General features: G+C 66.0%; 21 protein-coding genes and 2 pseudogenes. 15 read left to right on the top strand and 8 right to left on the bottom strand.

Annotated elements, in window-relative coordinates; genetic code table 11:
- Nucleotides 1-15 precede the first annotated feature (15 nt).
- The 3 genes from I6H87_RS17430 to I6H87_RS17440 all read right to left on the bottom strand — a co-directional run bounded on the left by I6H87_RS17430 (nucleotide 16) and on the right by I6H87_RS17440 (nucleotide 1,313).
- Nucleotides 16-276, bottom strand: a complete 261-nt coding sequence (locus I6H87_RS17430; RefSeq protein ID WP_011615247.1) for a cyclase family protein — start codon at nucleotides 274-276, stop codon at nucleotides 16-18.
- A 111-nt stretch (nucleotides 277-387) separates the two neighbouring features.
- Nucleotides 388-1,119, bottom strand: a complete 732-nt coding sequence (locus tag I6H87_RS17435) for an ABC transporter ATP-binding protein (RefSeq protein ID WP_011615246.1) — start codon at nucleotides 1,117-1,119, stop codon at nucleotides 388-390.
- On the bottom strand, nucleotides 1,116-1,313 hold the full coding sequence (locus I6H87_RS17440) for an ABC transporter ATP-binding protein C-terminal domain-containing protein (protein WP_041687326.1): 198 nt from the start codon (nucleotides 1,311-1,313) through the stop codon (nucleotides 1,116-1,118). The genes I6H87_RS17435 and I6H87_RS17440 overlap by 4 nt, the downstream gene beginning before the upstream one ends.
- 80 nt (nucleotides 1,314-1,393) lie before the next feature.
- On the opposite strand from I6H87_RS17440, the pseudogene I6H87_RS17445 reads away from it, so the two are divergent.
- Nucleotides 1,394-1,641: pseudogene (locus tag I6H87_RS17445) on the top strand (FitA-like ribbon-helix-helix domain-containing protein).
- A 107-nt stretch (nucleotides 1,642-1,748) separates the two neighbouring features.
- The gene (locus I6H87_RS34905) at nucleotides 1,749-2,126 is read left to right on the top strand and encodes a type II toxin-antitoxin system VapC family toxin (RefSeq protein ID WP_413227079.1); all 378 of its coding nucleotides are present in this window, start codon (nucleotides 1,749-1,751) and stop codon (nucleotides 2,124-2,126) included.
- 154 nt (nucleotides 2,127-2,280) lie between these two features.
- Here I6H87_RS34905 and I6H87_RS17460 read toward each other — a convergent pair whose 3' ends face one another.
- Entirely contained in the window at nucleotides 2,281-4,335 is a 2,055-nt protein-coding gene (locus I6H87_RS17460) for a S8 family serine peptidase (protein ID WP_011615243.1), read from the bottom strand.
- Nucleotides 4,336-4,971: 636 nt separating this feature from the next.
- Here I6H87_RS17460 and I6H87_RS34380 point away from each other — a divergent pair.
- Nucleotides 4,972-5,415, top strand: a pseudogene (locus I6H87_RS34380) (tyrosine-type recombinase/integrase); the annotation flags it as partial.
- Here the strand turns inward: I6H87_RS34380 and I6H87_RS17465 are convergent.
- Complete coding sequence (locus tag I6H87_RS17465; RefSeq protein ID WP_011615242.1) at nucleotides 5,412-6,344, bottom strand: LysR family transcriptional regulator; 933 nt, start codon at nucleotides 6,342-6,344, stop codon at nucleotides 5,412-5,414. The pseudogene I6H87_RS34380 and the gene I6H87_RS17465 sit on opposite strands and share 4 nt — an antisense overlap.
- A 270-nt stretch (nucleotides 6,345-6,614) precedes the next feature.
- Here I6H87_RS17465 and I6H87_RS17470 point away from each other — a divergent pair, with 270 nt between their 5' ends.
- The 9 genes from I6H87_RS17470 to I6H87_RS17510 all read left to right on the top strand — a co-directional run bounded on the left by I6H87_RS17470 (nucleotide 6,615) and on the right by I6H87_RS17510 (nucleotide 18,205).
- Nucleotides 6,615-9,647: a xanthine dehydrogenase family protein molybdopterin-binding subunit gene (locus tag I6H87_RS17470; RefSeq protein WP_010811799.1), complete on the top strand. Its 3,033-nt coding sequence runs from the start codon at nucleotides 6,615-6,617 to the stop codon at nucleotides 9,645-9,647.
- Complete coding sequence (locus I6H87_RS17475; RefSeq protein WP_011615241.1) at nucleotides 9,644-10,459, top strand: FAD binding domain-containing protein; 816 nt, start codon at nucleotides 9,644-9,646, stop codon at nucleotides 10,457-10,459. Before I6H87_RS17470 ends, I6H87_RS17475 begins: the two co-directional genes overlap by 4 nt.
- Nucleotides 10,456-11,028, top strand: a complete 573-nt coding sequence (locus I6H87_RS17480; RefSeq protein WP_010811797.1) for a (2Fe-2S)-binding protein — start codon at nucleotides 10,456-10,458, stop codon at nucleotides 11,026-11,028. Before I6H87_RS17475 ends, I6H87_RS17480 begins: the two co-directional genes overlap by 4 nt.
- Nucleotides 11,021-12,574: an AMP-binding protein gene (locus I6H87_RS17485; protein WP_011615240.1), complete on the top strand. Its 1,554-nt coding sequence runs from the start codon at nucleotides 11,021-11,023 to the stop codon at nucleotides 12,572-12,574. The genes I6H87_RS17480 and I6H87_RS17485 overlap by 8 nt, the downstream gene beginning before the upstream one ends.
- Nucleotides 12,575-12,578: 4 nt before the next feature.
- Nucleotides 12,579-13,394: an enoyl-CoA hydratase/isomerase family protein gene (locus I6H87_RS17490; RefSeq protein WP_011615239.1), complete on the top strand. Its 816-nt coding sequence runs from the start codon at nucleotides 12,579-12,581 to the stop codon at nucleotides 13,392-13,394.
- 118 nt (nucleotides 13,395-13,512) lie between these two features.
- On the top strand, nucleotides 13,513-14,874 hold the full coding sequence (locus I6H87_RS17495; RefSeq protein WP_010811794.1) for an MFS transporter: 1,362 nt from the start codon (nucleotides 13,513-13,515) through the stop codon (nucleotides 14,872-14,874).
- Between the two features lie 345 nt (nucleotides 14,875-15,219).
- Nucleotides 15,220-15,681 (top strand): hypothetical protein, encoded by a 462-nt coding sequence (locus I6H87_RS17500; protein ID WP_011615238.1) that lies wholly within the window; start codon nucleotides 15,220-15,222, stop codon nucleotides 15,679-15,681.
- Nucleotides 15,682-15,911: 230 nt separating this feature from the next.
- Entirely contained in the window at nucleotides 15,912-17,021 is a 1,110-nt protein-coding gene (locus I6H87_RS17505) for an alkene reductase (protein ID WP_011615237.1), read from the top strand.
- Nucleotides 17,022-17,044: 23 nt separating this feature from the next.
- Nucleotides 17,045-18,205: an MFS transporter gene (locus tag I6H87_RS17510; protein ID WP_011615236.1), complete on the top strand. Its 1,161-nt coding sequence runs from the start codon at nucleotides 17,045-17,047 to the stop codon at nucleotides 18,203-18,205.
- Nucleotides 18,206-18,306: 101 nt separating this feature from the next.
- Here I6H87_RS17510 and hisD read toward each other — a convergent pair whose 3' ends face one another.
- On the bottom strand, nucleotides 18,307-19,620 hold the full coding sequence (gene hisD / locus I6H87_RS17515; RefSeq protein WP_011615235.1) for a histidinol dehydrogenase: 1,314 nt from the start codon (nucleotides 19,618-19,620) through the stop codon (nucleotides 18,307-18,309).
- A gap of 164 nt (nucleotides 19,621-19,784) precedes the next feature.
- Here hisD and I6H87_RS17520 point away from each other — a divergent pair, with 164 nt between their 5' ends.
- Nucleotides 19,785-20,840 (top strand): LacI family DNA-binding transcriptional regulator, encoded by a 1,056-nt coding sequence (locus tag I6H87_RS17520; protein WP_231881403.1) that lies wholly within the window; start codon nucleotides 19,785-19,787, stop codon nucleotides 20,838-20,840.
- 374 nt (nucleotides 20,841-21,214) lie between these two features.
- On the opposite strand, the gene I6H87_RS17525 is transcribed toward I6H87_RS17520, so the two are convergent.
- The gene (locus tag I6H87_RS17525; protein ID WP_011615233.1) at nucleotides 21,215-21,640 is read right to left on the bottom strand and encodes an SRPBCC family protein; all 426 of its coding nucleotides are present in this window, start codon (nucleotides 21,638-21,640) and stop codon (nucleotides 21,215-21,217) included.
- A gap of 32 nt (nucleotides 21,641-21,672) precedes the next feature.
- Nucleotides 21,673-22,692, bottom strand: coding sequence for an aldo/keto reductase (locus I6H87_RS17530; RefSeq protein ID WP_010811787.1), 1,020 nt, complete (start codon nucleotides 22,690-22,692; stop codon nucleotides 21,673-21,675).
- Between the two features lie 113 nt (nucleotides 22,693-22,805).
- Here I6H87_RS17530 and I6H87_RS17535 point away from each other — a divergent pair, with 113 nt between their 5' ends.
- Nucleotides 22,806-23,732 carry a LysR substrate-binding domain-containing protein gene (locus I6H87_RS17535; RefSeq protein WP_011615232.1) on the top strand — a complete coding sequence of 309 codons (927 nt, stop codon included), beginning with the start codon at nucleotides 22,806-22,808 and terminating at the stop codon, nucleotides 23,730-23,732.
- 463 nt (nucleotides 23,733-24,195) lie between these two features.
- On the top strand, nucleotides 24,196-24,330 hold the full coding sequence (locus tag I6H87_RS34715) for a hypothetical protein (protein ID WP_255266305.1): 135 nt from the start codon (nucleotides 24,196-24,198) through the stop codon (nucleotides 24,328-24,330).
- The last annotated feature ends 8 nt before the right edge of the window (nucleotides 24,331-24,338 follow it).

Raw genomic sequence — 24,338 nt, forward strand, 5'->3', positions numbered from 1 at the left:
AGAACTAGCCACCGCTCAAACTCCCGGATCGTCAAGGAGGCTTTCGTCCACGGGCAAGCCGTCCGGATTGGTGTGATAGAACGCATCCACGTGCGTCGCGATATGGTCGATCGTAGCGATGAACGTCGTGGCGAACGTCATCTTGTCTTCCGGCACGACCAAGCCAAAGGACTGTGTCTTTTGATGCGTCAGATGCGGCGTGACGATCGGACGCTGGAACAGCTTGTGCGCCGGCATGTTGTCAGACAGCGTCAGGTCAACGATACGTTGTGGCATTTCCCTTCTCCTTTCTTACTCTCAGTGAAAACACGTGAATTCCTCTTACCGACCGGTCGGCCGATACAGCGGTGATTCGACAATCCAATAGGACCAATAGGGCGACAGACTTCAAGCTGCCTTTCCCAGGTATGCCTCCATCACCGCCGGGTTTCCGGCAAGTTGTGCCGACGGACCACTCATGGTGATGCGACCGTTCTCCATCACGTAAGCACGAGTGGTTACGGAAAGTGCCTGCACGGCCAGTTGTTCGACGAGCAGAATTGCCAAGCCCTGCCGGTTCAACTCTTTCAAGACCGGAAATAGAAAATCGAGGACCTTGGGCGCTAGACCGAGAGATACTTCGTCGATCATCAACAACCTGGGCTTGGACAATAGCCCCCGACCAATCGCAAGCATTTGCTGCTCGCCACCCGAGAGGGAACCTGCAGCTTGCAATCGCCGTTCCTTCAAGCGTGAAAAGAGGTCGTAGATCCTGTCGATATCTCCCCGCAGGGACGCGACGCCCTTTCGCTGAGCGTGTATGTAGCCACCGAGGATGAGATTGTCTTCCACGGTCTGATCCGCGAAAACGTAACGCCCCTCTGGTACCATCGCGATTCCGCACGCAACCATTTCGTGCGGACCACGGCCATGCACCTGCTTCCCTGCATAAGTAATGGCGCCGGCAACCGGCTTCACGACCCCCGCGATGGCCTTGAGAGTTGAGCTCTTTCCAGCGCCATTTGATCCGATGATGCTGACGAACTCGCCCTCGTGAACTTCGAGGGAAACCGCACGTGCCGCTTCGATCCGTCCATAGTTCACGGATACGCCATCAAGTTTCAATAAGGGGTTGCTCATGACCGCACCTCCAGCGCAGGCTCAGGATCTTCCTGTGACTTGCTTGAGCCAAAATAGGCTTCAATCACGGCAGGATTGTTTCGGACTTCGGCCACCGGCCCCGACGCGATTACTTTTCCGTAATCCAGGACGGTCACATGGTCCGAAACAGCCATGATCATGTCCACATGGTGCTCGACAAGAATCATCGTCATGTGACGTGCGGCAAGGTCCCGGATCAGTCCACTGAGGCTTTCGATTTCGCCGTGCGTAAGGCCCGCTGCAGGCTCGTATCATGGCCACGCTGACCATTCGAAACATTGACCACGAGCTGAAAGCACGCCTGCGCATCGAAGCCGCGCAGCACGGCCGCTCCATGGAGGAAGAGGTGCGCGAGATTCTGCGGCGCGCGCTCAACAAGCGACCGGGCCCCCGGGCGGCCTGGGAAGCCGGTTGCATCAGCGATTTGTAACACTAGCCGATCCGGGGTTGGATCTTCCCTTGCGCGTGGAGCGACCGCGGTCGGCGGATTTGCCTGAATGATCGTCCTCGACACCAATGTCCTGTCGGAGCTCATGCGGGCCTAGGCGGAGCCAGCCGTCGTCGATTGGCTGGACCGGCAGGAACAAGAATCGCTAGCCATAACCGCCGTGACGGTTGCCGAACTCTTGTATGGAATAGCGCGTTTGCCGGACGGGCGCCGCAAAACCGGACTAGAGGAAGCCGCGCTGCAGATGCTCGATGAGGAATTCGCCGGCCGGGTGCTTCCTTTCGACGAGGACGCCGCCGTTCACTACGCCGCGCTCGTATCCCGGCGAGAGCACGCGGGTCGTCCGATTAGCATGGCGGATGCGCAGATTGCAGCTATTTGCCTGCACCACGCCGCCGCGCTGGCCACGCGTAACAGCAAAGACTTCGAAGGAGTCGGCATCGTTCTGGCCAATCCCTGGGAAACGAGCCAAGGCAAGCTCGCGCCCCCCTGCGTGCGCCAGGCGCTGGCTATCCTTAACGAGTGTTCGCGTGGCTGACCGAAGCCGGCTACCTGGCCGGCAATCCGCTCGCGCTCGCTCGCCGGGGCGCCCCCGACCCGGCCGCGGATCACGCGCTACCTGAGCCACGACCTGTGGAACGCGGTCAGGGCTGAGATCGAAGCGATGCCGGTCGCAGCCGCGCGCGAACGCATCACGGCTTTGTCGCCGTGACGCTTGTCATGTCGTTGCTGCTGGCCTGGTAGGTGAGCGTGCCGGTGATGTTGGTCACGGCGAAGGTCACGCTGTTCTTTCGCTTGGAGATCGTTCCGCTCGTGACCATGCACTGTCCGCCGGCGCCCGTGGTGCAGGCCGAGCTCCCGCTGTAGCCGCCGCTCCAGGTTCCGCTCACGGTTGCGTTCGGCACCGGGTTGTGGCTGGCATCGTGCACCGTGACCGTGACGGTGGTGGTCCATCCCGTCTTGTTTCCGGTGCTGCTGGCGCTCAGGCCGCCCACGTGCACCACGGGCAGACTCGCGATGCCGGCTCGAGGGCCGCTCGACAGGTCCAGGGCGAAGCTGCCGCCCTTGCCCAGGTTCACGCTGTCCTCGGACGGGGACACCTGGATAGTGTACGTCCCGGCCACGGTTGGCAGTGCGTGCAGTGTTTCCTGACGGCCGATGCCACCGCATTCGACGCCGGCCATGCACAGGCTCTCGGACAGCACGACGCCGTTGGGGTCCAGCAGCCGGGCGTCGAGATCGGGATCCCACTGCGCGGCGAAGCAGCCGCCCAATAGCGGCAGGATGCATTTCGCCTGGCCGTTAATGGTGACCGTGGCACCGATGGGAACACCGAGGTCAGCCTGGGCGATGGAGAACGTGTAGCTCCACTGACCATGATTGGCCACGCTGCCGGTGACCCTGCGATACGTCGGAAAGACGGTCGGCTGGTAGCTGGTGCCCCCCTTGGCGCTGGCCACCAGCGCGTAGCCGTCAAGGAGTCCGGCGCCGATATCATTGTCCTTGCCGGCGGGGCCGCGGTCCTGCGCCGTGACTTCGAGCTTCTGCCGCAGGTCCGCTGGCGACAGGATCGGATTCGCCTGTAGCGCCAGGGCGACTATGCCGGAGACGAACGGCGTGGCCATGGAGGTGCCACTGTAGGTTACATAACCGCTGACCGTGCCGGCCTTTGCAGCCGTGATGGTCAGTCCGGGTGCACAGATGTCCGGCTTGACACGGTTATCCAGCGTCGGTCCCCGGCTCGAAAACGGCGTCACGTAGATGCCGTCCGAATGGTTGGGCGCGCCGGCGGGAGCGGACCACTCCGCGCATGCCGCCACGGTGATGGCTTGCGCTGCGGCCCCGGGCGAGCCGACCGTCCCTGGTTCGTCGCCCGAATTTCCGGCCGCCACCACCACGACAGCACCGCTGCTCACCGCTGCATCGACGGCCTGGCTCAGGGAGTCCTGTCCGTCTGACGGCGCGCTGGAGCCCAGACTCATGGAAATGATCCGCACCCCTTGGGACACGCACCAGTCGATGCCGGCGATGACCTGGCTCTCGAGTCCGGAGCCGGACTGGTCGAGCACCTTGGCCGCGTAGATCGCTGCGCCGGGCGCCACGCCCTTGTAGGTGGCGGCGCCCGAGCCGCCCGTGCCGTCGCCGAAGGCGATCGACGCGACGTGGGTGCCGTGGCCGTGGTCATCATATGCACTAGTCCGTCCATTGATGGCATCAAAGAACGGGATCGGTCGCGCGTCAAGCTGCTCGTGGTTCGAATCGACGCCCGTGTCGACGATGCAACCCTTGATGCCGGCGCCGTCAACCCCGAAGCTGGTGCGTGTCGCGTCCGTGCCGAAGTCGGCGCGGGCGGCGTTGAGCTTGGTCGAAACGGTGAAGTCCTCCTCGATCCGCCGCACGCCAGGCTGCTGCGCCAGCGCCCTTATCTGGGCGGTCGTCATGGTGGCGGAGAATCCGCGGATGATCCTGAATTCGCGGTCCAGCGTGAAAGCACCGACCGCCTGCCGCGCCGTGGCCGCAGTGCCCGGGCCGCTGAACGTGACGACGACACGGACGAGGTCACCTGGCCGTGCCGCTGCGATCCGCGCCTGCAGATCATCGGAGATCCGGTCGCCGTCACGGTCGACTAGGCGGGCCGAACGCGCTGCCTCCGTGCCGGGTGCCGCCCGGTTCGAGTCGGGCAGCGGCGCGGCCTGAATGGACAAAGCGACAGCCGTCAGACAACCCAGTACAGCGAAATGGCGCATTTTAGGTTCCCCTTTTTGCTTGAGGCAATTTCGGGAGCGCGCAGCTTCCCGACCCGTCAATCGTCGTCCCAGCCTCGGGAAAGGCTTCCAATGGGTGTGCGCCAGACGGTCAAGCAAGCGCGACCGGTTCCCGTGAAATGCGGAAAATTTTCCATCAGATCAAGAACGAACGGACAGCTCTCAGCTCTCAGCTCTCAGCTCTCAGCTCTCAGCTCTCAGCTCTCAGCTCTCAGCTCTCAGCTCTCAGCTCTCAGCTCTCAGCTCTCAGCTCTCAGCTCTCAGCTCTCAGCTCTCAGCTCTCGAAGTCTAGGATGCGAAGTGGCAAACTTCATGCGGACTGCGTGCGAAATGACACTTTTACCTTCGATCCAAGTGAAAGCAAAAGTGCCACTGCAATCGGGGAGCGTTAAAAACCTTGGGGTTCAAACTCCGAGAGCCCGAGTTGCTCCAGGAACTCAACTACTTCCCTTGACCTGGGTTCCGTTGGTGGCTCATACCTAGCGAGTCTCTCGACGAGGTCACCGTTGATCACGCGTAGAACAAAGGGAAGTTGGGTTTTCCGCAATTTGTATGAAGACGGCGAACTCGCGTGGAGGACCTTGCCGTCGTCGTAGAAGAAAGGATTGCATTGTTCTACGCCTGGTGCCGGCCACCGACGAGCTGATCGCCGAACTGGCGCGCTACCGCCGCGCCCACGGCCTGCCGCCTACTCCGCAGCCTGGGGAGACGCGCCCGCTGGTGCTGCCCGTCATCGGCCGTCGGAACGACAACCAGGCCCTGTCACGCGGGGCGCCGCACCTGGTGCTGAAGGAAGTGTTCGCCATGGCAGCCGCTCGCCTGCGCGCGCGGGCCCGAGTGGGAGGGTCAGGCTGCGGGGCTGGCCAGCGCCTCGGCGCACTGGCTGCGCCACACCGCCGGCTCGCACATGGCCGACCAGCAGGTTGACCTGCGCTTTGCGCGCGACAAACTTCGGGCTTACAGCTCGCTGTCGACACGAGCGGCTATCTGCATAGCGAAGAGGATGCGCGGCATAATGCCACGCAGGAGCGACACCGGATCGGCTTGGGAACGGAGCGCTAGGTCAGGCTACCGCCTTCGATCGGAACCTGTTCCATCCCAGAAACCCGCCTGATTTCCTCGGTCACGATGGCGATCAACGCCTCAGTTGCCGTGCTTAACGGCCGCTGCGGATGGCTCACGCAGACCAGATGCCGAACGATACGCGGCGCGACAATGGTATGCATGCGCAGCCTGCCATCTTCCACTGCGCGCTGCACCACGATGCGCGGCAGCACCGTGACAAAGCGCGTGGCTTGCACGAACCGCACGATGGTGCCGAGGATGTCGATCTCGAACTTCGGCGCAAGCGTGACGTCCTGCGCCTGCGTGGCCGTGTCCAGCACGACGCGCAGGCCATGGCGCTTGGTCGGCAGCACCAACTCCAGTGCCGGTAGCTTTGCCATCTCCACGGATTCCGGAAGGTCCGGGCCGTGCTCTGCGCTGGTCACCAGCACCATCTCCTCGTCGTGCATCGGCTGCACCTGCAGCGCCAGCCGGCCACGCTGGCGATGAACCACCGCCGCGTCAAGCTGGCCGGCGGAAACCAGATCGATCAGAGCCGTACTGAAGCCGTCCGCGACCGATACCTCTACGTTCGGATAGCGCGCGTTGAAACGCGCCAGCGAATCCACCAGCACGCTCTCCGTCTCGGACGCCACCATGCCAAGCGTGATGCGGCCGGCCATCTGCTCTTCTCGCTGCATCATCTGCTGCCGAGCGCCGGCGATGTCACGCACGATGGGCAGGAACAGACGGTACATCATGCGACCTGCAGCAGTCGGCACCATGCCGTGCGGGATGCGCTCGAACAGCTTCTGACCGAATTCCTCTTCCAGCCGTGCGATCTGCATGCTGAGCGCCGGCTGCACGATGTTCAGCCGCTTGGCCGCTCGCGTGACGGAGCCGTCCTCGAACAGCGCGATGAAGTATTGGATTTGCTTGAGGTCCATGTGCAGGCAGATATCAATATAAGTACGGCAACTATATCAATTTCCTTGATGGCGACCGCAAACGCTGGCGTCGCAATAAAACAGGTTGTTTTCTCGCCATCCGGTGTCATCAAGGGGTGCAAGTCTAGCTATCGCCACATCATAATATTTGATTGCATAGATCAAAAAACAATATTAGTCGTTATATCTAAATCTCCCTAATCTCTGTTTGACGTTGAACGGTTCCGCTGGCCTCCCGGCCCGAAACCGTCTCGCAACACGGAGTCGCGAATGAAAAGATTCGATGCTGGCGAAACGACCAGCACGGTGGAGACACAGCAGACCCGGCCGGCGCCACATGTCGGCCGCCCGATGCCGCGCGTCGAGGACGCCGCCATCCTGACCGGCCGCGGCCGCTACGCCGACGACCTCGGCGTCAGGCCCGGCACCCTGCACGCCGCCATCCTGCGCTCGCCGCACGCGCATGCCGAACTCGGCGCCATCGACTGCGCCGCCGCGTTGCAGGCGCCGGGCGTGCGTGCCGTGCTGACGGGGGCCGACCTGCCTTCCTGGTCGAAGCCCTTCGTGGTGGGCGTGAAGGCGCCGATGGAACAGTGGGCACTGGCCATGGAGCGCGTGCGCTACGTGGGCGAGCCGGTGGCCGTGGTGGTGGCCGAGAGCCGCGCACTGGCGGAGGATGCGCTCGATCTCATGCGGGTGGAGTACCGCGTGTTGCCGCCGGTGGTGTCGATCGAGGCCGCCATCGCCGACGACGCGAGCGTGCTGCATCCCGGTCTCGGCAGCAACGTGGCCAGCGACCGCCATTTCCGCTACGGCGACCCCGAGGCCGCCTTTGCCGCCGCGCCGCACCGCGTGGCGCTGACCGCCCATTACCCGCGCAACACATGCACGCCGATCGAGTGTGGCGTGGTGGTTGCCGAGCACTTGCCGGGCAACGAGGGCTACCAGGTCACTTCCAACTTCATGGGGCCGTTCTCGCTGCATGCCGTGATGGCGATGGCGCTGCAGGTCCCGGCCAACCGCCTGCGCCATGTCGCGCCGCGCGACTCGGGCGGCAGCTTCGGCGTCAAGCAGGCGGTGTTCCCCTACGTGGTGCTGATGTGCCTTGCCTCGCGCAAGGCGGGCGCGCCGGTGAAGTGGGTGGAAGACCGGCTCGAGCACCTGAGCGCCGCCACGTCTGCCACCGCGCGGCTTTCCACCCTGGAAGCCGCGGTCGAGGCGGACGGCCGCATCGTCGCGCTCTCGTACGACCAGCTCGAGGATTGCGGCGGCTACCTGCGTGCGCCGGAGCCCGCCACCTTCTACCGCATGCATGGCCTGCTGACCGGTGCCTACTCGATCCCGAACCTGTTGGTGCGCAACCGCGTGGTGCTGACCAACAAGACACCGACCGGCCTCGTGCGCGGTTTCGGCGGGCCGCAGGTGTACTTCGCGCTGGAGCGGCTGGTGCAGCGGATCGCGGTGGAGCTGGGCCTGGATCCGCTCGACGTCTACCGCCGCAACTTCGTGCCCGCCGATGCCTTTCCCTATCGCGCGGCGGCGGGCGCGCTGCTCGACTCCGGCAACTACCAGCTGGCGCTGTCGCGCGCGCTGGAAGCGGGCGACTACGGTGAACTCACTCGCCGCCGCGACGCCGCGCGCGCCGAGGGCAGGCTGTACGGCATCGGCTTCGCGGCCATCGTCGAGCCCTCGGTGTCGAACATGGGCTATATCACCACCGCGACGCCGGCCGAGGCACGCCGCAAGGCGGGCCCGAAGAACGGCGCCATCGCCAGCGCCACGGTCAGCGTGGACCTGCTCGGCGGCGTGGTGGTGACCATCGCGTCCACGCCGGCGGGACAGGGCCACATGACCGTGTCGGCGCAGGTCGTGGCCGACGTGCTCGGCATCGATCCGGGCGACGTCGTGGTCAACGTCGAGTTCGACACGCACAAGGATGCGTGGTCCGTGGCCGCCGGCAACTATTCCAGCCGCTTCGCCGGCGCCGTGGCCGGCACCGTGCACCTGGCCGCCACGCGCGTGCGCGACAAGCTGGCGCGCATCGTGGCCTCGCACCTGGGCTGCGACCCGGCCGAACTGGTCTTCGCGGATGGCCGCATCGTGCGCCGGGGCGCGCCCGATACCGCCCTGCCCTTTGCGCGCGCGGCCAGTAACGCGCCGCATTGGTCGCCGCAGCTGCTGCCGGCCGGTGAGGAGCCCGGCCTGCGCGAAACCGTGTTCTGGTCGCCCCCCAACCTCGACGCTCCGGACGAGCAGGACCGCGTCAACACCTCCGCCTGCTACGGCTTTGCCTTCGACCTGTGCGGCGTCGAGATCGACCGTGCCACCGGACGCGTGCGCATCGACCGGTACGTAACCGCGCACGACGCCGGCAAGCTGCTCAACCCGGCGCTGGCCGACGGCCAGATCCGCGGCGCCTTCGCGCAGGGGCTGGGCGCGGCGCTGATGGAGGAGTTCCGCTACGGCCCGGACGGCAGCTTCCAGTCCGGCACGCTGGCGGACTACCTGATGCCGACCACGTGCGAGGTGCCCGACCCGCTCATCGTCCACCTGGAGACGCCGAGCCCGTTCACGCCGCTCGGTGCCAAGGGCCTCGGCGAGGGCAACAACATGAGCACGCCGCCATGCGTCGCCAACGCGGTGGCCGATGCGCTCGGCGTGCGCGACATCCGCCTGCCGCTCACGCCCGCCAGGGTGATGGCGATGATCGGCTTCGACGACCCGCCGCCATCGCGTCCGGAACTGGCCGAGGCAGCAAGAGAGGCCTCGGCAAACAACAAGAGCGGCGGCAAGGGCGGCAAGGCCCTGAGCGCGCGCGGCACCGTCGACCTGGACGCCACGCCCGAGGCCGTCTTCGCCGTCCTGCTCGACCCGCAGGCGCTGGCCAAGGTCGTGCCGGGCTGCCACGCGCTCGTGCCCATCGGCGACAACCGCTATCGCGCCGACGTGACCGTGGGCGTGGGCATGATCAAGGCCCGCTACGAAGCCGAGATCGCGCTGTCCGACCTGGAGCCGCCGCATCGGTTGCGGCTCGCGGGCGCGGGCCTGTCGTCGCTCGGCAGCGCGCGCGGCGCGGGCCTGGTCGAACTGGCCCCGCACGGTGCCGGCACCCGTCTCACCTATGACTACGAGGCCGAGGTGTCCGGCAAGGTCGCCGCGGTCGGCGGCCGCATGCTCGAAGGCGCGGCCAAGGTGGTGCTGCGCCAGCTGTTCGAATCGCTCGGCCGCCAGGCCGGGGGCAAGCCCGCGCGCAAGCCGGGCTGGATCGCGCGCCTGCTGGCGCTCCTGGGAGTCCGTCGATGAAACCCGCCGCATTCGACTACCTGCGCGCCGAATCCGCGCAGCATGCGCTGGAAGCGCTGGCCCATGCCGGCGAGGGTGCCCGCGTGCTGGCCGGCGGCCAGTCGCTGATGGCCGTGCTGAACATGCGCCTCGCGCAGCCGCAACTGCTGGTCGACATCTCGCGCACCCCTGACCTGGATACCGTGCGCGTGGAAGACGGCCATCTGGTGGTGGGCGCTGCCGCCACGCAAGGCAGCGTGGAATGGCGCCCGTCATTGGCCAGCGAGGTGCCGCTGCTCGCGCTCGCCTTCCCTCATATCTCGCATTTCCAGATCCGCAACCGCGGCACCGTGTGCGGCTCCATCGCCCACGCCGATCCGAGCGCCGAGCTGCCGCTGGTGCTCACCGCGCTCGGCGGCGAGGTGGTGCTGCGCTCGCTGCGCCGGCGCCGCGTGCTGCCGGCCGCCGAGTTCTTCCGCGGCATGCTGATGACGGCGCGCGAGCCCGACGAGCTGGTGGAAGCGGTGCGCTTCCCGCTTCGGCGCCCCGGCGCGCGCTACGGCTTTGCGGAGTTCTCGGCCCGGCATGGCGACTTCGCGCTGGCGGCGTGCGCCGCCATCGTCACGGACGACGCCATTGCGCTGGCCGTGGGCGGCGTGGCTGACCGGCCGGTGCTCGAGACCTGGCCACGCCTGCAGGGCAAGGCGCTGGCCGAGGCAATCAACGATTTCAGCTGGAAGCTGGGCGCGCAGGGCGACGCCCATGTCAGCGCGCAGTACCGCCGCCACCTGGTGCGGCAACTGGGCATGCGCGTAATCGAGGAGGCAAGATGAGCAAGACCCCCCACGGCGCACCTTTGGGTGCGCCCCCGGTGATGCGGCGCGATGAGCGCCAGCGCATCACCCTGACCCTGAACGGCACCGAACGCAGCGGCCTATGCGCGCCGCGCGAGCTGCTGTCCGACTTCCTGCGCCATGAGCTCGGCGCCACCGGCACCCACGTCGGCTGCGAGCACGGTGTCTGCGGCGCATGCACGGTGCGGGTGGACGGCGTCGCCGCGCGTTCCTGCCTGATGCTGGCGGTGCAGGCCGATGGCCGCGCCATCGATACCGTCGAAGGACTGGCCCCGCGCGAAGGCCTGGGCGACCTGCAGGAAGCCTTCCGCCGCCACCATGCGCTGCAGTGCGGCTTCTGCACGGCCGGCATCCTGATGTCGTGCGCGGACTACCTGGAGCGGGTGCCCGAGCCGACCGAGGCGCAGGTGCGCGACATGCTGTCCGGCCACCTGTGCCGCTGCACGGGCTACACGCCGATCGTCGCCGCCGTCCTCGACGTGGCCGCCAGCCGCGCGCGCTTGCGCCGGATTGCGGCACCCCTTGCCGAGGAGCACTGCGATGCTTGATCTCGGCCGCACCTTCCTACAAAGCGTGGAGCGCAGCCCCCACGCCCCCGCCATCGTCGACGGCGACCTGCTGCTGACCTACGAGCAATGGCTTGCGCGCATTCGCGGCGTGGCCGCCGGCTTGCTCGACCTGGGCCTGCAGCCGGGCGACCGCGTGCTCGCCATCCTGCAGAACCGCTGGGAGATGGCGACCCTGCACTGGGCCTGCCAGTTCGCCGGCCTGGTCATCGTCCCGCTGAACTGGCGCGCCAAGCCGGACGAACTGGACTACTGCGTGCGCGACGCCGGCGTGAAGGCGCTGGTGTTCGAGCCGGTCAGCGCCGACGCGGTGCTGGACAGCCCCGCCGCGCAGGAAATCCCCTGCATCGCGCTGGACGGCGCGCCGGGCGGCTCGCTGTCGTTCGACACCCTGCTCCGTGCCACGCCCCGCCGGGACAGCACGCAGGCTGAAGCCGGCGACATCTCGCTCATGCTGTACACCTCCGGCACCACCGGCAAGCCAAAAGGTGTTCCACGCCGCCACCGGCAGGAACGCGCAGCCGCGCTGGCGCATGTTGCGCAGAACCTGTACCGGCGCGGCGAACGGACGCTGGGCGTAATGCCGCTGTACCACACCATGGGCGTGCGGTCCCTGCTGGCCATGGCGCTGGTGGACGGCCTATTCGTCTGCGTGCGGCGCTGGAGCGCGTCGCAGGCGCTGCAGGCCATCGCCGGCCATCGTGTCAGCTGCCTCTATCTCGTGCCCACGCTCTACCATGACCTGCTGGCCGAGCCCGGTTTCGACAGCAACGATGTGCGCACCGTCACCAAGCTCGGCTTCGCCGGCGCCGCCATGAACGATGGCCTGCTGACCCGCCTGGAGCACGCGTTCCGACCGGAGTTGTTCGTCAACCACTACGGCTCGTCCGAGGTCTACACCTTCAGCGTCGACCAGCACGCGGCACGCAAACCCGGCAGCGCGGGCCGCGCCGGCCTCAACACGCGGCTGCGCGTGGCGCGGCTTGACGCGGCCTCGCCCGACGAGCTGGCCGCGCCCGGCGAGGAAGGCCAGATCATCGCCGACCTGCGCGGCGACGAGGCCTTCGAGGGCTACTGGAACCGCGACGACGCCAATGCCAAGTCCCTGCGCGACGGCTGGTACTTCACCGGCGACATCGGCTACCTCGACGCTGACGGCGACCTGTTCGTCACCGGGCGGGTCGACGACATGATCATCAGCGGCGGCGAAAACATCTCGCCCGCCGATATCGAATCGGTGCTGTCCCTGCACCCCGCCGTGGACGAGGTGGCGGTGGCCGGCGTGCCCGACGCCCGCTGGGGCCAGAAGGTGGTGGCCTTCGTCAAGCCGCGCGGCTGTGTCGACGCGGGCGCGCTCGACGACTACTGCCGCGGCTCCGACCTCGTCAACTTCAAACGCCCGCGCGACTACGTGTTTGTCGCCGACATCCCGAAATCGCCGGTCGGCAAGATCCTGCGCCGCAAGCTGTCTGCGGGCGAATACAGCGCACTTTCCTCTCTTCCCCACAGCGACCCCATCAAGGAGTAACGACATGACCCAGGCCTTCGCACTGACCCATCCCGACCAGCAGCGCCTGCAGGACCTCGACGGTTTTTCCGTGGAGATCGACCCGGCCCGCGAGCGCGCGGACATCATCCTGCACCGCCCGCCTTACAACGTGATCTCGATGGCGGCCCGCGACCAGTTGCGTGCCGTGTTCGAGGCGCTGGACGCCGATGACCGCCTGCGCGTCATCGTGCTGCGCGCGCAGGGCAAGCATTTCTCCAGCGGCGGCGACATCCGCGGCTTCCTGGAAGCGTCGCCGGAGCATGTGTCGAAGCTCGCGTGGAACGTGGCGGCGCCGGCGCGCTGCAGCAAGCCGGTGATCGCGGCCAACCAGGGCTACTGCTTCGGCGTGGGCTTCGAACTGTCGCTGGCATGCGACTTCCGCATCGCCACCGCCACCACGGAATACGCGCTGCCCGAGCAGAAGCTCGGCCAGATTCCGGGATCCGGCGGCTCGGCGCGCTTGCAGAAGATGGTGGGCGTGGGCCGCACCAAGGACATCGTCATGCGCTCGCGCCGCATCCCGGGGCGCCAGGCGTACGAGTGGGGCATCGCCGTGGATTGCGTCGCTGACGCCGAGCTGGAAGCCGCCACCGATGCGCTGGTCGACGAACTGCGTGCCTTCTCCCCGCTGGCCCAGCGCACCGCCAAGAAGCTGCTCAACGACACCGAGGACGCACCGCTGTCGACCGCCATCGAACTCGAAGGGCACTGCTACAGCCGCCTGCGCAGCTCGGACGACTTCCGCGAAGGCGTGGAAGCGTTCCACGCGAAGCGCAATCCCGATTTCCGCGGCAGCTGAGCGCGGGCGGGGCTGACCCGCCTGCCGCGCCGGAGATACGGACGCATACGGACCCATCGACGATGCCCCTGGCGGGCATCGCGGGGAGCCGTTCATTCAAAAATATATGGAGACAACGATGGAAGTGCTGGCAAATGACAAGGTGCCGACCAGCGGCGCGCAGAGCGCGGCGCCCGTGGCCGCGAACAACCGGCAGGTGCTGGGCGCGGTGACGGCTTCGTGCATGGGATGGGCGCTCGACCTGTTCGACCTGTTTATCCTGCTGTTCGTGGCGCCGGTGATCGGCAAGCTGTTCTTTCCGTCCGAGCACGCGATGCTGTCGCTGGCGGCCGTGTACGCGTCATTCGCGGTGACGCTGCTGATGCGCCCGCTCGGCTCGGCCATCTTCGGCGCGTACGCGGACCGGCACGGGCGCAAGGGTGCCATGGTGGTGGCCGTCACCGGCGTCGGCCTGTCGACTGCGGCGTTCGGGCTGCTGCCGACGGTCGCCCAGGTCGGCCTCTTCGCGCCGGCGCTGTTCATCCTGCTGCGGCTGGTGCAGGGCGTGTTCGTCGGCGGCGTGGTCGCTTCGACGCATACCATAGGCACGGAATCGGTGCCGCCGTCGTGGCGCGGCGCGGTTTCCGGCCTGGTGGGCGGCGGCGGCGCGGGCATCGGCGCGCTGCTGGCGTCGATCACTTACATGGCAATGACGGCGCTGTTTCCCGGCGACGCCTTCGAGGTCTGGGGATGGCGCTGCATGTTCTTTGCCGGCATCGTCAGCTCGGTGCTGGGGCTGGTCATCTTCAACTCGCTGGAGGAGTCGCCGCTGTGGAAGCAGCTGCAGGCGGCAAAGGCCGCCAGCGGCCACGCCAAGCCGCAAGCGCATCCGCTGCGCACGCTGTTCTCGCGCGAGTATCGTGGCATCCTGCTGGTCAACATCCTGCTGACCGTGGGCGCGGGCAGCGCCTACTACCTGACTTCCGGCTACCTTCCCACTTTTCTGAAGGTCGTGGTCAAGGCATCCCCCGGCGAGTCCTCGGCCATCCTGATGCTGAGCAGCCTCGGTGTGATCGTCGCATCGGTGGCAGCGGGGCATTTCAGCACGCTGGTCGGGCGCAAGCGCGCCTTCCTGCTGATCGGCGCCCTCAGCCTGGTGCTGATGCCCCTGCTCTACCAGTGGATGCCGGCCGCGCCAACCGCCACCTTGCGCGGCGTCTACGCGGTGGCGCTCAGCATGCTCGGGTGCGCCGGCTTCGCGCCGATCCTCATCTTCCTGAACGAGCGGTTTCCCACCAGCATCCGCGCCTCCGGCACGGGCTTGTCGTGGAACATCGGCTTCGCCATCGGCGGGATGATGCCGACGCTGGCCTCGCTCGCCGCCGGCACGCCCGCCGACCTGCCGGTGATCCTTGGTGTATTCCTCGCGGCCGTCACGCTGGTCTATCTGGTGGGCGCTACGATCGTGCCGGAGACGCTGGGCCGTCTTGTAGAAAAGTAGGGGGCACTGCTGAGCTGCGGGGTGGCGGCCCGGACTTCGCTGAGGCGCCGGCCCTCCCCCCGGCCCCTCTCCCGCGAGCGGGAGAGGGGAGCACCCGCAAGACCTGGAAGGTCTTAAGTTCGACGCATTCCGTCTTGGACAGACATACCGCTCCTACCTAGACTCCAGTCACCCCCGGGCAATGCCGGGATTCTTAACAGTGAAACCCGGCAGTCTTTTTTTTTGATCCGCCGATCTATCTACCAGTAGATAGCATCACTTAAAGGCTGCCATCTCGATGACAGACTGGCCCTGCGACCAAACCCAAAGGTTGCCCCGGCCGATCGGACTAAACAGGAGAGCATCATGCAAGCAAAGACCATCCTCACGGCTATCACATTGGCCGCCGCCCTGACCGCCGGCGTGGCCCACGCAGCCGCTCAGCCGGAAACCGCCGGCAGCGCATTCCGCGTGAGCACGCCTCGTGACGCCTACACCGACGGCGCCCGCATCAGCAACCGGGATGGCTACACCGATGGTGCCAGGATCACCAATCGGGATGGCTACATTGCCACCCGCAAGGTCGACCCCTACCTGGACGGTGCGCGCGGCAATGACCGTCGCAACCCGTTCTACGACGGCGCCAACGCAGCCGATTCGCATCCCGACCTGCAAGTGGTTGCCGGACTCGACCGCACCGGTGTCTCGGCCAGTCCTGCGCGCCAGGCAGACCCGTACCTGGATGGCGCACGCGGCAACAGCCCGCGCGATCCCTATTCAGAAGGCGCTCGCGGCGCCAATGGGTCCGGTGAGCACTTTTCGGCATAAGCGCCGGGTCATCGCGGTCACCCGTGCCTGGTCTGCGCGGCGGCCTCCGCTGCTGCCCTGCCCTCCCGGCACGACGGGTCCTGACATTTGATATGAAATCAAAAGTATTTGACCCATACACGGCTTAATCAACAAATATAAACCGCGCAAACTGCGGTCCATCGACGAACTTCCCGAGCCCGCGGCCACGTACCCCCGGTGGCCGCACCCTCCCTGATCAAGGTCCCAAAATGAGTCTACTGTTCAAGCCCTTTACCATGGGCGAGCGCCAGCTCGCTAACCGGATCGCCATGGCGCCGCTGACCCGTTCCCGCAATCCGGACGGGGTTCCCAACGACCTCAACGCGCTCTACTACAGCCAACGCGCTGACGCCGGCCTGATCGTGACCGAGGGCACGGTGATATCGCCCAGCGCCCAGGGCTTCCTGTTCAACCCTGGCCTGTACACACCACAACAGGTCGATGGCTGGCGCAAGGTCACTGACGCCGTCCACGCCAAGGGCGGCACGATCTTCACCCAGCTCTGGCATGTCGGCCGTGTGAGCCATGTTTCGATCCAGCCCGGTGGCATACAGCCGGTCAGTGCCACCGGCCAGACCGCGAAGAACACCAAGGCCTGGGGTTACACCGCCGATGGCACGCCGGGTGCGGTCGATGTGTCCGCGCCCCGCGTACTGACGACCGGCGAGGTCTATGGCGTGATCGCCGATTTTGCCGAGGCCGCCGCCAATGCGATGGAGGCCGGCTTTGACGGCGTCGAGCTGCACGGCGCCAATGGTTACCTGATCGAGCAGTTCCTGAACCCGGCGGTAAACGATCGCACCGATGAATTCCGCGGCGACATCCTGGAAAGCCGCACCCGTTTCGCCCTGGCAGCCATCGATGCGGTCGCGGCGCGGATCGGTGCGCAACGCACGGCCATCCGTTTGTCGCCTTATGGCGGCCTCGGCGACATGGCCGCCTACGCGGAGCTCGAGGAAACGTATCTCCATCTCGCCGATGAACTCTCCAGGCGCAATATCGCTTACGTCCACCTGATGGATCAGAGCACGCGCGGCAGTTCGGCCACGCCAGGTGACTTCCTTGCAAAGTTCCGCAGCCGATTCACGGGCGTGCTGATCCTTGCCGGAGGCATGACGCGCGCACGCGCCGAGGACCTCATCGCCGATGGCCTGATCGACATTGCCGCATTCGGCGAGCCGTTCATTGCCAACCCCGACCTGGTCGCGCGCCTCGCGAACGACTGGCCCCTGGCCATGTCCGATCGCGCGCTCCACTATGGCGGCGGCGCCGAAGGCTACACCGACTATCCCGCCTACGACGGCAAGGCCGCGGCGTAAGGCACCTGCCAGGATCTGCCACGATGAAATCCAATACCGCACTGCTAGCGCTCGCCATCGGCGCCTTCGGCATCGGCACCACCGAATTTGCCCCGATGGGGTTGCTCCCCGTGATCGCCGAAGGCGTCGACGTCAGCATCCCCACCGCGGGGATGCTGATTACCGCGTACGCGGTTGGGGTGATGGTCGGCGCGCCGGTGATGACCCTGCTGTTCAGCCGCTTCGGCAAGCGCGCCGCACTGATGGCGCTGATGGCCATCTTCACCGTTGGCAACCTGCTGTCGGCGCTGGCGCCGGGATACGCCACGCTGCTGGCGTCGCGCCTGGTCACCAGCCTCAACCATGGCGCCTTCTTCGGCCTTGGCGCCGTGGTGGCCGCGAGCGTGGTGCCGAAGGAGAAGCAGGCCAGCGCCGTGGCAACGATGTTCATGGGACTGACCATCGCCAACATCGGCGGCGTGCCGGCGGCAACCTGGATCGGGCAGCAGGTCGGCTGGCGCCTGGCGTTCGCCGGCACCGCGGTGCTGGGGCTGGTCGCCATTGCCGCGCTTTGGCTGGCGTTGCCGCAGGGCGAGCGCGGCACCCCGCCCAATGTGCGCCGGGAACTGGCCGTGCTCACCCGCCCGCCGGTGTTGCTGGCGATGGCGACAACGGTGCTGGGCGCGGGCGCCATGTTCACGCTCTACACCTATATCGCGCCGGTGCTTGCCGATCTCACCGGCGCATCCGACACCTTCGTCACCGTCTCGCTCGTGCTGATCGGCATTGGTTTCACGGTCGGCAATCACGTGGGGGGACGGCTCGCGGACTGGTCGCTCGATGGCGCGACGAAGATCGTCCTTTCGGCGCTCGCCATCATCATGCTGGTGCTCCCCTTCGCCCTCTCCCACCACGTCACCGCGGCCCTTGGACTACTGGCCTGGGGAGCCGCGACCTTCGCGGTCGTCCCGCCGGTGCAGATGCGGGTGATGGAAGCCGCGGCGGAAGCACCGGGACTCGCCTCGTCGATCAACGTCGGCGCGTTCAATCTCGGCAATGCCCTGGGCGCAGCGCTCGGTGGCGGTGTCATCAGCCTGGACCTCGGCTACAGTGCGGTGCCAGTCGCTGGCGGCCTGCTGGCTGCGGCGGGATTCCTGGTGGTGTGGCTCAGCCGGGCAGACAGGCGCGCCCTGGTCGCTTCGTGAGCGCTGTGTCGGCGCCCACGCGTCTCGCACCAATCCAGTGAGAGAGCAGGCGTCCCGCGCCGGTGACGAGTGCCCGCTTGCCTCTCACTGAGAAGCCTGACTCAGGCGGGAACCGCCGATCCGTACGGAACGTCCTTGTGCCCATAGCGCCGTACGCGGATGTTGGCCTGCTCGCCGTGCGCGGTCATGCCCTCGATGGCGCACAGCCGCGAGCAATACGACCCGATCATGGCGCTGGCTTCATCGGTCAGCACCTTCTGGTAGGTGCAGGTCTTGATGAATTTGCCGACCCACAAGCCGCCCGAGTAGCGGGCCGCCTTTCCGGTGGGAAGCGTGTGGTTCGTGCCGATGACCTTGTCTCCGTAAGCGACGTTCGTGCGCGGACCGAGGAACAGCGCGCCGTAGTGCTTCATGTGCTTCAGGAAGTAGTCCGGGTCGCGCGTCATCACCTGCACGTGCTCGGATGCAATGCGGTCCGCCTCGCTGACCATCTCTTCCAGCGTATCGACGACGATGACCTCGCCATAGTCGCGCCAGGACACGCCGGCGGTGTTGGCCGTCGGCAGAATGTTCAGGATTCTCTCGACCTCGGCCATGGTCTCTTGCGCCAGCTTGAGCGAGTTCGTCAGCAGCACGGCCGGCGTATTGAAGCCATGCTCGGCCTGGCCCAACAGGTCCGTCGCGCACAGTTCGGCATCCACGCTGTCGTCGGCAATGACGAGCGTTTCGGAGGGCCCGGCAATCAGATCGATGCCGATCCGCCCGAAGAGCTGGCGCTTCGCTTCCGCGACAAACGCGTTGCCGGGGCCTACCACCATCGATACCGGATCGATGGTTTGCGTGCCCAATGCCATGGCAGCGATGGCCTGCACCCCGCCGAAGGTGTAGATCTCGTCCGCACCGCCGAGATGCATGGCCGCGACGACTGCGGGATTCGGCCTGCCTTGAACCGGCGGAGAAGCGGTGATGATGCGGGACACGCCTGCCACCTTGGCCGTCACGACACCCATATGGGCAGAAGCCACCAGGGGAAACTTGCCGCCCGGCACATAGCAGGCCACGCTGTCGACCGGCATGTTCTTGTGGCCGAGGACTACACCGGGGAGCGTTTCCACTTCGATATCGCGCAGCGATTCGCGCTGCGCCTGGGCAAAGTTGCGCACCTGTGCCTGGGCGAACCTGATGTCATCGAGCTGCCCCGGCGACAGGGAACGCACGCAGGCTGCGATCTCGTCTTCGGACAGACGGAAGCTTGCCGGCTGCCAGTCATCGAACTTCGCGGACAGTTCCGCGACCGCTGCGTCGCCACGTTCGGCGACATCCGCGAGAATCGCGGTCACGGTGTCGCGTACTTTCGCTGCGTCCTGCGACGACGCGTTGGCGCTGCGGCCATGCTTGAGGTGCTGGATTGCCATTTGCTGTTCCTGAGGTGGGAAAGGAAACTTGCCCTGTGATGCGGCAAGCGCAGTGAAATGCAATGTACGCGCAGATTTGCATGCAAGGCTGGTGCAAAACCTCAAGAATTTCCCTATCTGGCACCAGCATCCGGCCCAACAGGCATTAGCATTCACGCAAACGAATGCAAATCATGCAGCCAGAAAACATCAAGCGAGGCGACAAGCCGACGAACAAGGTCACGCTGGACGCGGTCGCGCAACGGCTTGGCGTATCCGTTTCGACAGTGTCCCGGGCATTGGCCGGGCACCCTGCCATCAGCATGCAAACGCGTGACGCGGTGATGGCGGTGGCAGCAGACATGGGCTACCGCGTGCCAACGGAGGGGCGGCGCGCCAAGAAGACATCGACGAAGCTGATTGGCGTCGTCGTCGGGGCGCTGCATAACCGCTTCATGACGCTGTTCCTGACGCATCTGCACGATGCCTTGCAGGAGTACGGCTATCAGATCACGTTGATGATCGATTCGATGAACGATGCCCGCAATCTCCTGGCGTTCCGGCCCTTGATCGACGGATACCTGGATGGGCTGATCTTCGCCACCGCGACGCTGGATTCGCCCGTCGTTGCGGAAATGCAGGCCCGAGGCGTGCCGCTGGTTCTCGTCGTGCGGTCCGTGGACAGGGTCAGGACCGACATTGTCGAGATCGACAACATCCACGCCGGCGCGGTCGCCGTCGAGCATCTGTTCCAGCTTGGCCATCGGCGCATCGGCCTGCTCATGGGGCCGCAGAACACCTCGACCAGCCGCGATCGGGCACAAGGCGCACTCAGGTGGCTGGCGGATGCGGGCGTGGATGCGAACCGTATCGCGCTCGTGTGGGGGGATTACACCAGCGAGTCGGGCTACTCCAGCGCGATGGGAATACTCGATGGGCCGGACCGGGTCACGGCCATTGTTGCCGGCAATGACACGATTGCCCTGGGTGTGCTGGAGGCCGCAAAGCGGCAAGGCATCGAAGTCCCGGGGCAGTTGTCCATCATTGGCTTCGACGACATGCCGCTCGCCGGATCGCCATTGGTGGGGCTGACGTCGATCCAGCAACCCGTCGAGGCCATGGCCCGGACGGCGGCGCGCCGCATGATAGAGCGCATTGGGGCGGGAGCACTGACGCCGCCTGTCCACGATATCCTGCCCATCAAGCTTGTGCGCCGGGAATCCACGGGGCCTGCTGCATAGGGAATCTGCGGGATTGGGGTGGGAGGGGCCCTGACTTCGTTGAGGCGCCGGCCCTCACCCCCGGCCCCTCTCCCGCGGGCGGGAGAGGGGAGCAAACCAGCAGAATTGTCCCTGCAGCCCCGCGCCATCGATGCGAACCGGATTTCCATCGATAACGGCCTGATGAAGATACCGTCGTAATGGCACTGCACCCCGTCAGCCGGATTCCGGCTAACGGGGTGCAGCGCAGGTGGCGCGGCGGCGCGCCATCCCACGGATTTACTCGCCGTACTGGAACAGAAGGCGCCCTTCGCCAGGCACGCCAACAGCCGCCTGCGCCGGTCCCAACGCTCCTAACATGAGCGCGAAAGCCAGCGACAAGGCCATCAGCCCTTTCATGATGCCGCCCCGGCCAGCGTTGCCTCCAGTGCCTTGAGGCCGTCCCGATAGATGCCCTCGAACAGCCGCGATGCCTCGTCATCGCTCACGCCGGCCGGCGTGAACTGGCCGGACCATTCGACGCGCGATGCCTGGTCCCCGTCGATGCCGACCACGCGCAGCGTGGAGCGGTAGCCGGTGACCGGGAACGGCGCCTGCAGGATCGAGTACGTGTAGCTGCGCGCGCTGTTGTCGAAGGCCTCGAGACGTTCGACGATGGCGTCGCCGTCCGGATTGACGAGGCTGCGCACGCGGCCGCCCTCGCTCAGTTCGCTCTTGGGGATATACGGCAGCCAGTCGGGCAGCGAATCGAAGCCTCCAATCAGTTGCCAGACGCGGTCCGGTGCAACCGGCAGCGTGATCGTTGCAGAAGCTTGTGCCATGGTGGACTCCTTGAATCGAATGTGGTCCCGGATCAGTTGCTGTCGCCAGGCAGCGGCGCATTTGCCGCGACCAGGTGCTGCTCGCGCAGCTCGCGCCAGAAATCGGCGGGAATGACCGCCTTCAGCGCGGCGGTGTCCTCGGCGATGCGCTCGGGCCGGCTTGCACCCGGGATCACGGCGGCGACCGCCGGGTTGGCCAGCACGAACTGCAGCGCGGCGGCCTTGATGCTGACGCCGTGGCGTTGCGCGATCGCCTTGATGCGCTCGACCTTGCTGATGATCTCGGGCGGCGCCTTCTGGTACTCGAAGTGCGAGCCGCCGGCCAGGATGCCCGAGCTGTACGGGCCGCCGACCACGATCTCGGTCTTGCGCTCCGCGGCCTTGGGCATCAGGCGCTGCAGCGCGCGCTCATGGTCGAGCAGCGAATAGCGGCCCGCCAGCAGGAAGCCGTCCGGCTGCGCTTCAGTCAGGTCCAGCGTCAGTTCGATCGGCTCGACGCGGTTCACGCCCAGGCCCCAGGCCTTGATCACGCCCTCTTCGCGCAGCCGGGTCAGCACCTTGAAAGCGCCTTTGCGGGCGGTCTCGAAATAGGCCAGCCACTCGTCGCCGTAGAAGTCCTGGGCGATGTCGTGGACCCACACGATGTCGAGGCGGTCGGCCTTCATCCGCTTGAGGCTGTCCTCGATCGAGCGCAGCGTGGCGTCCGCCGAGTAGTCGTTGACCAGCTTGTTCGGGCGGCCGGCGGCGAACAGGCCACTTTTCTCGCCCAGCGCCCGCGCGCTGGCGTCTTCGACTTCGTCCAGGATCAGGCGGCCGACCTTGGTGCTGAGCACGTATTCGTCACGCGGGTGCCGGGACAGCGCTTCGCCCAGCCGGATTTCGGCCAGGCCCGCGCCGTAGAACGGCGCGGTGTCGTAGTAGCGCACGCCTTGCGCCCAGGCCGCGTCCACGGTGGCCTGCGCCTCCGCTTCCGGGATGTCGCGGAACATATTGCCCAGCGGGGCGGTACCAAAGCCGAGTACGTTACCGGCCAGTTTGTCCTTGATGCTCATGACTGCTCCACAAATTAAGTTGGGGTGAAGGCAGTCTAGGGTTGCCAATTAAGTCTGTCCAAGACAGAATTTGAAAGACTTGATTCCTTAGAGGTCTGAATTCAGGACTGGACATGCTAGATATCCGCCAACTTCACTATTTCGTGGCCGTGGCCGAAGACGAGCACGTCGGACGCGCCGCCGAACGGCTCCATATCTCCCAATCGCCACTTAGCCGGCAGATTGCCCAGCTCGAGGAAAAGCTCGGGCTGGTGTTGTTCGAGCGCTCCCAGCAACGCATCCGGCTCACACGCGACGGCCGCACGTTCCTGGCCGAAACCCGCGCATTCCTCACGCATGCCAACCGGCTCGAATCGCTGGCGCGACGGCTTGGCCGCGGCGACGAAGGCGGGCTGTGCATCGGCTACCTGGAATACGCGATGCACTCGGGCGTGCTGCCGAATGCCTTGCGCGAACTGCGCGACAGCCGGCCTGCGGTGCATATCGCGCTGTACAACCAGCAGTCGGACGTTCAACTGGAGGGGCTGCGCCAGCGCAGCCTCGACATCGCACTCGTCTGCGAGCCGCCGCCACCTGACGATCCAGACCTCGAGGCTGCCCAGGTGCTCAATGATCCGATGCTGCTGGCGCTGCCCGAAGGGCACCCGCTTGCCAAAGCGGAGCAGCTCAGCCCGGATGACCTGGCTGCGCAAAAATGGATCGGCGTGATGCACCAAGAAACCGCGCTGCGGCACGACACGTTCATCGCGGCTTGCGCCAGAGCCGGCTTCACGCCGACGATCACCATGGAGGCGACCGAACCGCTAGCCGCCCTGGGACTCGTGGCCGCGGGACTCGGCGTGACCACGATCCAGCAAAGCCTGCGCCACCAGGCGCCACCGGGCGTGGTGCTGCACGAGCTGTCGTGGTTCAGCTATCGCACGCCCTTGTGGGCGGCCTGGCACAAGGTCAACCTGCGGCCGCTGGTGGAGATCTTCCGCAAGACGTTGCTGCAGACGAGTGGCGTGGTGCCGGAGCTCGCAACGGCGCAGGCGGGCTGACGCACCGTCGCTCCCTGAGGTGGCGTGAGCGGGTGCAGACGACCGCCGTTCAATGGCGCAGAAAGCTATTGTGTCGGCTTTCGGTCCTGTCGTTGCCATGAAGCCGCTGGCTGTTCCTTCCCTCGCCAACATTGCTGTTGAGGACCGCTAATTCTATGACTGGCGGCCACTAACTCCGCGACCGTGGCGTGTCGGCAAGGTGTTGGTAGCGTTCGCGACGCCGGACCGCTCCTCGCCCGATCCGACTGATCACAGCATTGAGATTGCCGCTGTGGACGAAGGGATGGTCTCGAGGCGGCGGTCGTGAACCTCGCAGACCGTCGGCCGACGGACTCAGCCATTCTCGTTTCCAGCGGGGCGAGAAGAGGTTCTGATAATCATATAGCCAGCCTCCCTCCGTTCGGGTCGAACGGCTGGCGTAGAGTCGAATTGCGAATACCGACGTGACGCACAGGAGGCCGGCATGAACAAGTTTAGTGGAATCGACCTGCACTCGAACAACAGTGTGGTTGTGGTCAGCGATGAAGCTGACCGGGTTATCTACCAACGCCAACGGTCGCTCGAATCTCGTCGCCTGTCAAAGGCTCGCGTGGCCTGATCGCGTTC

Origin of the sequence: Cupriavidus necator, assembly GCF_016127575.1 — a bacterium.
In the GTDB taxonomy this organism is placed as follows: domain Bacteria; phylum Pseudomonadota; class Gammaproteobacteria; order Burkholderiales; family Burkholderiaceae; genus Cupriavidus; species Cupriavidus necator_D.